This window comes from Kitasatospora sp. NPDC023385 (assembly GCF_055664045.1).
Genome location: NZ_JBVOOL010000012.1, coordinates 189131 through 202435, shown reverse-complemented (window position 1 = coordinate 202435; position 13305 = coordinate 189131). Strand labels below are relative to the sequence as shown.

Here is a 13305-nt window from a genome sequence, read left to right as displayed (position 1 = left end):
CCCGTCCCCGCCCGACGTCGTCACGAACGAGTCGCCAAGATCTCACCTCTTGGACAGGTCCGGGGGCTATTCAGCGACCCCGCCCGCACGGCACACTTCTACGCGCGTCCTTCTACGCGCGTCGACGCAGAGGCGCACCCTCACACTCCGAGAACAGCCAGTTGACGGCCCATCTGCCGTCGTTCCCACCCGGGAGAGTCGTCCATGCCCCTGAACCGCCGTGACTTCGTCACCCGGTCCGCCGCCACCGCCGCCGGTGCCGCCCTGGTGAGCGGTGCCGCCGTCGCCGCCGCCCCCTCCGCCGCGGCCGCCGAGCCGGACACGGCGGCCGCTCAGGGCCGGCAGCGCAAGCCGCGCAAGCAGGCCTTCACCGTCATGGGCACCACGGACCTGCACGGCCGGGTGCTCGACTGGGACTACTTCACCGACGCCCAGTACGTCGACAAGGCCCACAACGCGGTCGGCCTCGCCAAGATCTCCACCCTGGCCAACCAGGTGCGCGAGGAGAAGGGCTGGGACCGCTGCCTGCTGATCGACTCCGGCGACATCATCCAGGGCACCCAGCTGACCTACTACTACGCCCGGATCGAGCCGATCGCCACCGACGGCGACACCGTGCCGGACCACCCGATGGCCGTCGCCATGAACCTCATGGAGTACGACGCGGCCGCGCTCGGCAACCACGAGTTCAACTACGGCATCCCGACCGTCAAGGCCTTCGAGGACCAGCTGGAGTTCCCGCTGCTGGGCGCCAACGCGCTGCACGCGAAGAACGAGAAGCCGGCCTTCCCGCCGTACGTGATCAAGGAGCTGCACCTGGGCGAGGGCAAGCCGCTCAAGGTCGGCATCCTCGGCCTCACCAACCCGGGCATCGCGATCTGGGACAAGGCCAACGTCAGCGGCCAGATGGTCTTCCCGGGCATCGTGGAGACCGCCGCCAAGTACGTGCCGCGGATGAAGGCGGCCGGCGCGGACGTCATCGTGGTCTCGGCGCACTCCGGCATCGACGAGCAGACCACCTACGGCGACCAGCTGCCCTGGCCCGAGGACGCCTCGGGCGAGATGGCGGAGACCGTCCCGGACATCGACGCGGTGCTGGTGGGCCACACCCACAAGGAGGTGCCGCAGCGCCTGATCGTCAACAAGAAGACCGGTAAGACGGTCGTGCTGTCCGAGCCGCTGTGCTGGGGCCAGCGGCTGAGCTGCTTCGACTTCGAGGTCGAGTTCGCCAACGGCGCCTGGAAGGTCACCTCGGTCTCCTCGCGGGTGCTGAACTCCAACACCGTGCCGGAGAACCCGGAGATCACCGACGCGATCACCGAGCAGCACAGGAAGGTCGTCGCGTACGTCAACCAGAACATCGGCACCAGCAAGATCGAGCTGTCGATCGCCGACGCCCGCTTCAAGGCCACCCCGATCATCGACCTGATCGGCCGGGTCCAGGCCGACGCGGTCAAGGCGGCGCTGGCGGGCGGCCAGTACGCGAACCTGCCGGTGCTGGCCCAGGCCGCCCCGTTCAACCGCACCGCCCTGATCCCGTCCGGCCAGGTCAAGCTGCGCGACGCCGCCGGCCTGTACATCTACGAGAACACCCTGGAGGCCCGCATCCTGACGGGTGCCCAGCTGAAGGACTACCTGGAGTTCTCGGCGAAGTACTACAACCAGCTCGCCCCGGGTGCGCCGGTCGACAAGGACGCCCTGACCGGCGCCGAGACCACCCCGGACTACAACTACGACTCGCTCTACGGCCTGAGCTACGACATCGACATCGCGCAGCCGAAGGGCCTGCGGATCGTCAACCTGTCCTTCCAGGGCAAGCCGATCGACCCGGCCGCCCAGTTCGTCCTGGCCGTCAACAACTACCGTGCCAACGGCGGCGGCAACTTCCCGCACGTGGCCAACGCCAAGCTGGTCTGGTCGAACTCCGACGAGATCCGCAACACGATGATCGCCTGGGTGAAGGCCAAGGGCGTCATCGACCCCGCCGACTTCTTCACCGACTCCTGGCGCCTGGTCCGCGCCGGCCAGCCGGTCTTCTGACCGGCACGGCCCTTCCCCCGAGGCGCCGCCGGGCCCGTCCGCCCGGCGGCGCCTCGCCGCATCCGCGCGCGGTGAAAGATCGAGTCCGGCGGCAACGAGGTCCCCGCCGAACAGGCGGCGATCGCGGTGGAGATCGTCTCCCCGTCCAACCCGGAGAACGACCTGGTCGGCAAGGTCCGTGACCACCGGCGGTGGAACGGCAGGTTCCGGTGACCGCGTGCCGATCCCGGCCCCCTTCGACTTCGAACTCGCCACCGGCGAACTCCTCCGCTACCCGAGCCGAACCGCTCACCCATCGAGACGATCGGACATCCGGAGAAGACTGGAGGATATTCATCCGCTCACCCGCCCTCCCTATCGTTGAGGCATCACGAACGGCCCCACGGGGGGCCGGTGTTACCGGACAGGGAGTGAGTGCGATGCGCGCAGTAGTGCAGCGGGAGTTCGGCGGGCCGGAGGTCCTGGAGGTCGCCGAGGTCGAGCGCCCGGAGCTGCTGAGCGGCGAGGTGCTGGTGCGGGTGAAGGCCGCCGGGGTGAACCCGGTGGACGTGGCGGTGCGGGCGGGCTGGTTCCCCCTGCTGGGCGAGCCGCCGTTCACGCTGGGCTGGGACGTCTCCGGGGTGGTCGAGGAGGCCGCGCCCGGCGCCCGGTACCGGGTGGGCGAGGAGGTGTACGGGATGCCGTTCTTCCCCCGCGCCGCGGGCGGCTACGCCGAGTACGTGGCCTCGCCGTCCCGCCAACTGGCCCGCAAGCCCGCCTCGATCGACCACGTGGCGGCCGCCGCGCTGCCGCTGGCCGCGCTGACCGCCTGGCAGGGCCTGGTGGACGTGGCGCGGATCGGCGAGGGGCAGCGGGTGCTGATCCACCGCGCGGCGGGCGGCGTCGGCCACCTCGCCGTGCAGATCGCCAAGGCCCGTGGGGCGTACGTGATCGCGCTGGCGAGCGAGCCCAGGCACGCCTTCCTGAAGGAGCTCGGCGCGGACGAGGTCGTCGACTACCGCACCACCGACTACACCCAGGCCGTCAAGGACGTCGACGTCGTCTTCGACTCCTCCTCCGAGGGCACCCGCGCGCTGGAGGTGCTGAAGCCCGGCGGCGTGCTGGTGAGCATCATGGAGCACCGCGACCAGGAGCTCGCCGCCGCGGTCGAGGCCGCCGGGCGCCGCTTCGCGGGCATCTCCGTCGAGCCGGACTACGCCGCGCTGGAGGCGATCGCCGCGCTGGTGGACGAGGGCCTGGTCCGCCCGCACGTCGAGCGGACGTTCCCGCTGGCGGAGGCCGGCGCGGCCCACGAGGTGGTGGGCTCCGGTACCGTCCAGGGCAAGGTCGTCCTCACCGTCGACTGAACCGGGCAGCACACGGGAAGCAGGAGAGGGGCGGGGAGTTGGACATCCTGACCGAGGCACTGGGCTCGATGCGGACGGCGTACCCGTCCTCCGTCCGCACGGAGGGCCGCGCCCCGTGGGCCCTGCGCCTGCCCCCGGTGCTCGGCGCCGGCTTCCACGTGGTGCTGTACGGCACCTGCTGGCTGCTCCCGCTGGGCACGGGGGACGGGGCCGAGCGGCACGAGCCGGTGCCGCTCAGCCCCGGCGACATCGTCTTCCTGCGGGATGGCGGCGGCCACGTCCTGGCCGACCATCCGGACACCCCGCCGGTGGACTCGCACTCCTGCCGGGTGTACGACGCCTCGCCGGTCGGCACCATGGCGGTGGGCGGCGACGGTGCCCGCACCAGTCTGCTGTGCGGCAACTACCACCTGGACCAGGGCCGCCCGCACCCGGTGGTCCGCCAGCTGCCGGCCCTGATCCACCTGCCGACCCGGCACGGCCGCCACCCCGAACTCGCCGCCGCCGTGCAGTTGTTGGGCACCGAGCTGGAGAACCCGCGGATCGGCTCGACCGGTATCGTCCCGGCCCTGATCGACTCGCTGCTGCTGTACATCCTGCGGGCCTGGTTCGAGGACCAGCCCGCGGAGGCGACCGCCGGGTGGGCGGCGGCGCTCCGGGACGGCGCGGTCGCCCCGGCCCTGGCGGCGATCCACGAGGCGCCGGCCACCCCGTGGACGGTGGAGTCGCTGGCGGACCGGGCGGGCCTGTCCCGGGCCGCCTTCGCCCGCCGCTTCACCTCGATGGTGGGCGAGCCGCCGATGGCGTACCTGACCCGCTGGCGGATGACCACGGCGGCCCGGCTGCTGCGCGAGTCGGAGGCGCCGCTGACCGCGGTCGCGGCGCGGACCGGCTACGGCTCGGAGTACGCCTTCGCGAAGGCGTTCAAGCGGGAGTTCGGCCAGGCCCCCGGCGGCTACCGCCGGGAGGCCCGCGCCGCCTGACCCACCCGTCCTGGACGCATGGGCCCCGGCCCCGTAGGCGCTAGAACGGGAACGCCGCCCGCCCGTGCTGCACCGAGATCCACTTCAGCGTGGTGAAGGCGTCCACCGTGGACTCGCCGTTGAGCCGCCCGACGCCGGAGTTCTTCTCCCCGCCGAACGGCACCCCCGGCTCGTCCGCGATGGTGCCGCCGTTGACGTGGATCATGCCGGTCTCGATCCGCCGGGCGAACCGCACCCCGCGTTCGAGGTCGGCGGTGTGCACCGCGCCGCTGAGCCCGAACGGCGTGTCGTTGGCGATCCGTACGGCCTCGTCCTCGCCGTCGAAGGGCACCACCAGGGCCACCGGGCCGAACAGTTCGCTGCGCAGGATCGGCGCGTCCCGCGGGAGGCCGGTGAGCACGGTCGGCGCCATCAGGCTGCCGGTGGTGGTGCCGCGCAGCAGGGCGGTGGCGCCGGCGGCGATGGCCTGGTCGACCTGGGTGGAGAGCGTGTCGGCCTGGACGGGGTTGATCAGCGGGCCGATGTGGGTGGCCGGGTCCTTCGGGTCGCCGACGGTGAGCGAGGCGACCTTGGCGACGAACTTCTCGGTGAACTCGGCCTCGACGCCGCGGTCCACCAGGATCCGGTTGGCGGCCATGCAGACCTGGCCCTGGTGGACGAAGCGGCTGAACACCGCCGCCTCCACGGCGTAGTCGACGTCGGCGTCGTCCAGCACGATCAGCGCGCTGTTGCCGCCGAGTTCCAGGACCGTGCGCTTGAAGTGGGCGGCGGCGACGGTGGCGACGTGCCGGCCGACCTTGTCGGAGCCGGTGAAGGAGATCACCTTGGGCACCGGGTGCTCGATGAAGCTGTCGCCGATCTCGGCGATGTCGGTGATCACGACGTTCAGCAGGCCGGGGGGCAGGCCCGCGTCCTCGAAGAGCTTGGCGATCAGGCCGCCGCCGACCACCGGGGTCTCCTGGTGCGGCTTGAGCACCACGCCGTTGCCGAGGGCGAGTGCGGGGGCGACGGCCTTGAGCGCCAGGAACAGCGGGAAGTTGAACGGGCTGATCACGCCGACCACGCCGACCGGCAGCCGGTAGAGCCGGTTCTCCTTGCCGGGGACCGGCGAGGGCAGCAGCCGGCCCTCGGCGGCCACCGACAGGTGCAGGCACTCCCGCAGCACGTCCTTGACGAGCGAGAGTTCGAAGCCGGCCTTGAGCGCGGTGCCGCCGAGCTCGGTCATGACCGCCTGGACGATCTCCGGCTCGCGCTCCTCCAGCAGGCGCAGCGCGCGTTCGAAGACCAGCCGCCGCCGGTAGGGGTCGGTGGCGATCCATCCCTTCTGGGCGTGCTCGGCGGCGCGGTAGGCGCGGTCGACCTCGGCGGTGGTGGCGACGGTGATGGTGGCGAGTTTGTCACCGGTGTAGGGGTCGACGTCGACGATGTCCCAGGAGCCGCTGCCGCTGCACCACTGGCCGTCGATGTACTGCAGCGCCAACTCGGAGAAGTACGACATCTGTTCCCTCTCATGCACCACGGTTTCATGCACCACGATCTGATGGAACATCATCGTACTGACGTGTCACAGCTCCTGGCGTAGGGCGTGCAGCAGGTCCCTGGTGCGGGCCGGGTCCAGGCTGTCGGCGAGCAGGTCGGCCATGGCCTGCCCGTACTCGGCGACCTCGGCGGGCTTGTCGAGGTAGAGCGCGGTGGTGAACTGCTCCAGGTAGACGACGTCGGAGAGTTCGGGTTCGGCGAAGCCCAGGACGGTGAAGGCGCCGCTCTCGGCGCTCAGTCCGGCGTTGCCGAGCGGCAGCACCTGCAGCCGGACGTTGGGCAGTTCGCCGAGGTCGAGGAGCCGGTCCAGTTGGCCGCGCATCAGCTCGGGGCCGCCCCAGGGGCGGCGCAGCGCGGCCTCGTCCAGGACGGCGACCAGTCGGGGGGCGTGTTCTGCGGTGAGGACCGCCTGACGTCGGAGTCGGACGTCGACCCGGCGTTCGATCTCGTCGGCGCCGTGGTCGTGGCAGCCGGCGGTGATGACGGCCCGGGCGTAGTCGGCGGTCTGCAGCAGGCCGTGGACGAACTGGACCTCGTAGCTGTGGATCTCGGCGGCGGCCTCTTCCAGGCCGAGGTAGTTCTGGAACCAGCCGGGCAGCACGTCGCCGTACTCGTGCCACCAGGAGTTGGCGTTGGCGTCGCGGACCAGTCCGAGGACGGTGGCCCGTTCCTGCTCGGCGTCGATGCCGTAGAGGGTCAGCAGGTCGGCGACGTCGCGCTCCTTGAAGCCGACGCGGCCGAGCTCCATCCGGCTGATCTTGGATTCCGAGGCGCGGATCGAGTAGCCGGCTTCCTCCCGGCTGACGCCTCGGGCCTCGCGGAGCTTGCGCAGTTGGTTGCCGAGCAGCAGGCGCCGTACTGTCGCGCTCCCGCCTGCCTGAGTCGTGCCCATCGAAGTAACCTCCGCACTCGCGCAGCCCCCCGGCCGTCCGCGGCAGTCTGCCACCTGGCACCGACGAACAACAGTCCGTCCGGGTCGCATTCCGGCCGCTGTGAGAAGCCTGTGCGTCGGCTGTGAGCCGGCTCGGCGCGCGGGCGGCGTACCGGGAGCCGCGCCCTCTGCCCCCGACGAGACCTCCCCGGCGAACCTTCCCGCCCGAAGACCTCCCCGTACCCCGGGAAACGCGACGGCGCCCGCCCTCCAACTGGTCGGGGAAGAGGGCAGGCGCCAGGAGACCGCGTTGGCCCGGCGACTCTGGCGGGGGCAGCGGGTTGAGCTCCCGGCGATGCGGCGCCGGGGGTTCGGGGGGCCGGTCGGACCGTCAGACCACCAGGGGGCGGTCCGTGGGTCGGATCGGGGCGGGAAGCGGGGACTTGCCGCCCAGGTACGTGTCCACCGCGGCGGCGGCCGAACGGCCTTCCGCGATGGCCCAGACGATCAGCGACTGGCCCCGGCCGGCGTCTCCGCAGACGTACACGCCATCGACATTGGTGGCGAACCGGCCGTCGCGGGCAATGTTACCCCGGGCGTCGAGGTCGGCTCCCAGCTGCTCGACCAGCCCGTTCTTCACGTCGGTGCCGGTGAAGCCCATGGCCAGGGTGACCAGCTGCGCCGGGATGGCCCGCTCGGTGCCGGGGACGGTCTCGAACCGGCCGTCCTTGAACTCCACCTCGACGAGGTGCAGTTCCTGGACGTTGCCGTCCTCGTCGCCGGTGAAGTGGGTGGTGTTGACGGAGTAGATCCGCTCGCCGCCCTCCTCGTGCGCGGAGGTGACCTTGTACGTCATCGGCATGGTGGGCCACGGCTGGTGTGCGGGCCGCTCCTCGCCCGGGCGCGGCATGATCTCCAGCTGGGTCACGGACCGGGCGCCCTGCCGGTGGGCGGTGCCGACGCAGTCCGCGCCGGTGTCGCCGCCGCCGATGACCACGACGTGCTTGCCCTTGGCGCTGATCGGCGCCTCGACGAAGTCGCCCTCCTGCACCTTGTTGGCCAGCGGCAGGTACTCCATGGCCTGGTGGACGCCCTTGAGTTCGCGCCCGGGCACCGGCAGGTCGCGGGCGGTGGTGGCGCCGGCGGCGACGACGACCGCGTCGAAGCGCTCGCGCAGCTGCTGCCCGGTGATGTCCTCGCCGACGTGCACGCCGGTGCGGAACCGGGTGCCCTCGGCGCGCATCTGCTCGATGCGGCGGTTGATGTGGCGCTTCTCCATCTTGAACTCGGGGATGCCGTACCGCAGCAGGCCGCCGATGCGGTCGGCCCGCTCGTACACGACGACGGTGTGCCCGGCCCGGGTGAGCTGCTGGGCGGCGGCCAGGCCGGCCGGGCCGGAGCCGACGACGGCGACGGTCTTGCCGGACAGCCGCTCCGGCACCTGCGGGGTGACGCCGCCGCGGTCCCAGGCCTTGTCGATGATGGTGACCTCGACGTTCTTGATGGTCACCGCGTCCTGGTTGATGCCGAGGACGCACGCGGACTCGCAGGGCGCCGGGCAGAGGCGGCCGGTGAACTCCGGGAAGTTGTTGGTGGCGTGCAGCCGCTCGATCGCGCCGACGAAGTCGTCCCGGTAGGCGAGGTCGTTCCACTCGGGGATGAGGTTCCCGAGCGGGCAGCCGTTGTGGCAGAACGGGATGCCGCAGTCCATGCAGCGGCCGGCCTGCTTGCTGATGATCGGCAGGAGGCTGCGTTCGACGTAGACCTCGTTCCAGTCCCGCAGGCGGACGTCCACGGGTCGGCGCTCGGCCGGCTGCTTGGGCGTGGTCAGGAAGCCCTTGGGGTCAGCCATGTGCTGCCTCCATCATCTTGCGGGTGGTCTCGGCCTCGGAGAGGCCATCGCGCTCCGCGGCGTCCTTGGCGGCGAGCACGGCCTTGTAGTCGGTCGGCATGATCTTGGAGAAGCGGGAGACCCCGCTGCCCCAGTCGGCCAGGAGTTCGGCGGCGACGGTGGAGCCGGTCTCCTCGTAGTGCTGTTGGACGGTGTCGCGCAGCCAGTCGCGGTCGGCGGCGGTCGGGGCCTCGATGCCCACCATGCCGTCGTTGACGTTGGCGGGGCGCAGGTCCAGGACGTACGCGACGCCGCCGGACATGCCCGCCGCGAGGTTGCGCCCGGTCTCGCCGAGGATGACGACCCGGCCGCCGGTCATGTACTCCAGGCCGTGGTCGCCCACGCCCTCGACGACGAGGGTGGCGCCGGAGTTGCGGACGGCGAAGCGCTCGCCGGCCTTGCCGCGGAGATGGATCCGGCCGGAGGTGGCGCCGTAGCCGATGGTGTTGCCGGCGATGACGTGGTTCTGCGCGTCGTTGCCGATGGCGGCGGCCTCGCGGGCCGGGCGGACGATGACGACGCCGCCGGACAGGCCCTTGCCGACGTAGTCGTTGGCGTCGCCCTCCAGCCGCAGCGTCACGCCGCGGGGCAGGAACGCGCCGAACGACTGTCCGGCGGAGCCGGTGAAGGTGACGTCGATGGTGCCTTCGGGCAGGCCTTCGCCGCGGTACCGCTTGGTGACCTCGTGGCCGAGCATGGTGCCGACGGTGCGGTTGACGTTGCGGATCGGCAGTTGGATGCGGACGGTGTCGCCGCGCTCCAGGGCGTCCTCGGCGAGCGTGATCAGCTGGTTGTCCAGGGCCTTGTCGAGTGCGTGGTCCTGGGTGGTGGTGCAGTGCCGGGGGGCGCCGTCCGGCAGCGCCGGCACGTGGAACAGCGGGGCGAGGTCGAGCCCGGCGGCCTTCCAGTGGTCGATCGCGGCGCGGGCGTCGATGTGTTCGGCGTGGCCGACGGCTTCCTCGATCGTGCGGAAGCCCAGCGAGGCGAGGATCTCCCGGACTTCCTCGGCGATGAACTCGAAGAAGTTGACGACGAATTCGGGCTTGCCGGAGAACCGTTCGCGCAGCACCGGGTTCTGGGTGGCGACGCCGACCGGGCAGGTGTCCAGGTGGCAGACGCGCATCATGATGCAGCCGGAGACGACCAGCGGGGCGGTCGCGAAGCCGAATTCCTCGGCGCCGAGCAGCGCGGCGATGACGACGTCGCGGCCGGTCTTCAGCTGGCCGTCGGTCTGGACGACGATGCGGTCGCGCAGCCCGTTGAGCAGCAGGGTCTGCTGGGTCTCGGCGAGGCCGAGTTCCCAGGGGCCGCCCGCGTGCTTGAGGGAGGTGAGCGGCGAGGCGCCCGTCCCGCCGTCGTGTCCGGACACCAGCACGACGTCGGCGTGCGCCTTGGAGACGCCGGCCGCGACCGTGCCGACGCCGACCTCGGAGACCAGCTTCACGTGGATGCGGGCCGCCGGGTTGGCGTTCTTGAGGTCGTGGATCAGCTGGGCGAGGTCCTCGATGGAGTAGATGTCGTGGTGCGGCGGCGGCGAGATCAGGCCGACGCCGGGGGTGGAGTGCCGGGTCTTGGCGACCCACGGGTAGACCTTGTGGCCGGGCAGTTGGCCGCCCTCGCCGGGCTTGGCGCCCTGGGCCATCTTGATCTGGATGTCGTCGGCGTTGACGAGGTACTCGGAGGTGACGCCGAAGCGGCCGGAGGCGACCTGCTTGATCGCCGAGCGGCGCTCCGGGTCGTAGAGGCGGTCGGGGTCCTCGCCGCCCTCGCCGGTGTTGGACTTGCCGCCGAGGCGGTTCATCGCGATGGCCAGGGTCTCGTGCGCCTCGCGGGAGATCGAGCCGTAGGACATGGCGCCGGTGGAGAAGCGCTTGACGATCTCGGTGACCGGCTCGACCTCGTCGACGGGGATCGGCTCGCGGCCGAGGCCGTTCAGTTCGAAGAGGCCGCGCAGCGTCATCAGGCGGGCGGACTGCTCGTTCACCCGGTCGGTGTACTGCTTGAAGATGTCGTACCGGCGGTTGCGGGTGGAGTGCTGCAGCCGGAAGACGGTGTCCGGGTCGAACAGGTGCGGTTCGCCCTCGCGGCGCCACTGGTACTCGCCGCCGATCTCCAGCGCGCGGTGCGCGGCGGGGATGCCGGAGGCCGGGTAGGCCTTGGCGTGCCGGGCGGCGGTCTCCCTGGCGATCTCGTCGAGGCCGATGCCGCCGAGCTTGGTGGTGGTGCCGGCGAAGTAGCCGTCGACCAGGTCCGGGGAGAGGCCGATGGCTTCGAAGACCTGGGCGCCGCGGTAGGAGGCGACGGTGGAGATGCCCATCTTGGACATCACCTTGAGCACGCCCTTGCCGAGCGCCTTGATCAGGTTCCTGATGGCCTGCTCGGGCTCGACGCCCTCGATGAACACGCCCTGGGCGACGAGGTCCTCGACGGACTCCATGGCCAGGTACGGGTTGACGGCGCCGGCGCCGTAGCCGATCAGCAGCGCGACGTGGTGCACCTCGCGGACGTCGCCGGCCTCGACCAGCAGCGACACCTGGGTGCGCTGCTTGGTGCGGATGAGGTGGTGGTGGACGGCGGAGGTGAGCAGCAGCGAGGGGATCGGGGCGTGTTCGGCGTCCGAGTGCCGGTCGGAGAGCACGATGATCCGGGCGCCGTCGGCGATCGCGGCGTCGGCTTCGGCGGCGATCGCGGCCAGGCGGGTGGCCAGGCCTTCGCCGCCGGTGGCGACCTTGTAGAGGCCGGAGAGGGTGACGGCCTTGAGGCCGGGCTGGTCGCCGTCGGCGTTGATGTGGACGAGCTTGGCCAGTTCGTCGTTGTCGATCACCGGGAAGGTGATGCCGACCGAGCGGCAGGCGGCGGCGTCGGCGGCCAGCAGGTTGCCCTCGGGGCCGAGGTTGGAGAGCAGTGAGGTGACGAGTTCCTCGCGGATGGCGTCCAGCGGCGGGTTGGTGACCTGCGCGAAGAGCTGCACGAAGTAGTCGAACAGCAGGCGCGGCTTCTCGCTGAGCGCGGCGATCGGCGAGTCGGTGCCCATCGAGCCGAGCGCCTCGCCGCCGGTGCGGGCCATCGGCGCGAGGATGACGCGCAGTTCTTCCTCGGTGTAGCCGAAGGTCTGCTGGCGGCGGGTGACGGAGGCGTGGGTGTGGGCGATGTGCTCGCGCTCGGGCAGCTTGGCGAGCTGGATCTGCCCGCCGGTGACCCACTCCTCGTAGGGGTGCTCGGCGGCGAGGGCGGCCTTGATCTCCTCGTCGGGGACGATGCGGTTCTCGTCGAGGCAGACGAGGAACATCTTGCCGGGCTGCAGGCGGCCCTTCTGGACGACCTTCTGCTGGTCGAGGTCGAGGACGCCGACTTCGGAGGAGAGCACGACGAGGCCGTCCTCGGTGACCCAGTAGCGGGCCGGGCGGAGGCCGTTGCGGTCGAGGACGGCGCCGATCCGGGTGCCGTCGGTGAAGGTGACGCAGGCCGGGCCGTCCCAGGGCTCCATCAGGTTGGAGTGGTACTGGTAGAAGGCACGGCGGGCCGGGTCCATGGTGGCGTGGTTCTCCCACGCCTCCGGGATCATCATCAGCACCGAGTGCGGCAGCGAGCGGCCGCCGAGGTGGAGCAGCTCCAGGACCTCGTCGAAGGAGGCGGAGTCGGAGTGGTCGGGGGTGCAGACCGGGAAGATCCGCTCCAGGCCGCGGCCGTTCCGGTCGGCGGGGATGAGGTCGGTGGCGAGCTGGGACTCGCGGGCGCTCATCCAGTTGCGGTTGCCCTTGACCGTGTTGATCTCGCCGTTGTGCGCGACGAAGCGGTACGGGTGGGCGAGCGGCCAGCTCGGGAAGGTGTTGGTGGAGAACCGGGAGTGCACCAGGCCGAGCGCGGAGGCGTAGGCGCGGTCCGACAGGTCGGGGAAGAAGGGTTCCAGCTGGCCGGTGGTCAGCATGCCCTTGTAGACGATGGTGCGGGCGGACAGCGACGGGAAGTAGACCCCGGCCTCGCGCTCGGCCCGCTTGCGGACCACGAAGGCGGTCCGGTCCAGTTCGATGCCGGCCTTCTCGCCGTGGGCCAGGAAGAGCTGGCGGAAGCGCGGCATCACGCTGCGCGCGGTGGCGCCGAGCAGGTCGGGGGTGACCGGGACGTCGCGCCAGCCGAGGACGGTCAGGTCCTCCTCGGCCGCGATGGCCTCGATCTGTGCGACGGCGGCGGCGGCCGTGGCGTCCTCGTCCGGGAGGAAGGCGATGCCGACGGCGTAGGAGCCGGCCGCCGGGAGCTCGAAGTCGACCTTGCCGCGCAGGAAGGCGTCCGGGACCTGGGTGAGGATGCCGGCGCCGTCGCCGGAGTCCGGCTCGGCGCCGGTGGCGCCGCGGTGCTCCAGGTTGCGCAGGACGTTCAGCGCCTGCTCGACGATGGTGTGGTCGGCGATGCCGGTCAGCGTGGCGACGAAACCGACGCCACAGGCGTCGTGCTCGTTTCGCGGGTCGTACAGGCCCTGAGCAGCAGGTCGCGCATCCGGCACGAGCGCGTACGGCGGGCGGGCGGCGCCGGCCTGGGGCTCGTTGGCGGAGTGCATGGATGCAGGCAGCATCGGCTCTCCCGTCGTCGTCTTTCGGCAAGGTGGTGCAGTAGGGACGACGTTGGCCCTGATGCGGT

The 13305-nt window shown here is 71.3% G+C and carries 7 protein-coding genes; 3 read left to right on the top strand and 4 right to left on the bottom strand.

Annotated elements, in window-relative coordinates:
• Positions 1 to 204: 204 nt before the first annotated feature.
• From AC0B61_RS20580 to AC0B61_RS20570, 3 genes are all read left to right on the top strand, one after another.
• Positions 205 to 2040, top strand: a complete 1836-nt coding sequence (locus tag AC0B61_RS20580; RefSeq protein WP_471742140.1) for a bifunctional metallophosphatase/5'-nucleotidase — start codon at positions 205 to 207, stop codon at positions 2038 to 2040.
• A gap of 419 nt (positions 2041 to 2459) precedes the next feature.
• Positions 2460 to 3386: an NADP-dependent oxidoreductase gene (locus AC0B61_RS20575; RefSeq protein WP_471742139.1), complete on the top strand. Its 927-nt coding sequence runs from the start codon at positions 2460 to 2462 to the stop codon at positions 3384 to 3386.
• Between the two features lie 38 nt (positions 3387 to 3424).
• Complete coding sequence (locus AC0B61_RS20570) at positions 3425 to 4369, top strand: AraC family transcriptional regulator (protein WP_471742138.1); 945 nt, start codon at positions 3425 to 3427, stop codon at positions 4367 to 4369.
• Positions 4370 to 4409: 40 nt separating this feature from the next.
• Here the strand turns inward: AC0B61_RS20570 and AC0B61_RS20565 are convergent, their stop codons facing one another.
• The 4 genes from AC0B61_RS20565 to gltB all read right to left on the bottom strand — a co-directional run bounded on the left by AC0B61_RS20565 (position 4410) and on the right by gltB (position 13225).
• Positions 4410 to 5867, bottom strand: a complete 1458-nt coding sequence (locus AC0B61_RS20565; protein ID WP_471742137.1) for an aldehyde dehydrogenase family protein — start codon at positions 5865 to 5867, stop codon at positions 4410 to 4412.
• Positions 5868 to 5933: 66 nt separating this feature from the next.
• Positions 5934 to 6800 carry a helix-turn-helix domain-containing protein gene (locus tag AC0B61_RS20560; RefSeq protein WP_471742136.1) on the bottom strand — a complete coding sequence of 289 codons (867 nt, stop codon included), beginning with the start codon at positions 6798 to 6800 and terminating at the stop codon, positions 5934 to 5936.
• 370 nt (positions 6801 to 7170) lie between these two features.
• Positions 7171 to 8631, bottom strand: a complete 1461-nt coding sequence (locus AC0B61_RS20555; protein ID WP_471742135.1) for a glutamate synthase subunit beta — start codon at positions 8629 to 8631, stop codon at positions 7171 to 7173.
• Complete coding sequence (gene gltB, locus AC0B61_RS20550; RefSeq protein WP_471742191.1) at positions 8624 to 13225, bottom strand: glutamate synthase large subunit; 4602 nt, start codon at positions 13223 to 13225, stop codon at positions 8624 to 8626. Before gltB ends, AC0B61_RS20555 begins: the two co-directional genes overlap by 8 nt.
• Positions 13226 to 13305 lie beyond the last annotated feature (80 nt).

Bases quoted from the DNA above. Each gene is read 5' to 3' on its own strand.
- AC0B61_RS20580 (WP_471742140.1), top strand. From the start codon at position 205: ATGCCCCTGAACCGCCGTGACTTCGTCACCCGGTCCGCCGCCACCGCC.
- AC0B61_RS20575 (WP_471742139.1), top strand. From the start codon at position 2,460: ATGCGCGCAGTAGTGCAGCGGGAGTTCGGCGGGCCGGAGGTCCTGGAG.
- AC0B61_RS20565 (WP_471742137.1), bottom strand. From the start codon at position 5,867: ATGTCGTACTTCTCCGAGTTGGCGCTGCAGTACATCGACGGCCAGTGG.
- AC0B61_RS20560 (WP_471742136.1), bottom strand. From the start codon at position 6,800: ATGGGCACGACTCAGGCAGGCGGGAGCGCGACAGTACGGCGCCTGCTG.
- AC0B61_RS20555 (WP_471742135.1), bottom strand. From the start codon at position 8,631: ATGGCTGACCCCAAGGGCTTCCTGACCACGCCCAAGCAGCCGGCCGAG.
- gltB (WP_471742191.1), bottom strand. From the start codon at position 13,225: ATGCACTCCGCCAACGAGCCCCAGGCCGGCGCCGCCCGCCCGCCGTAC.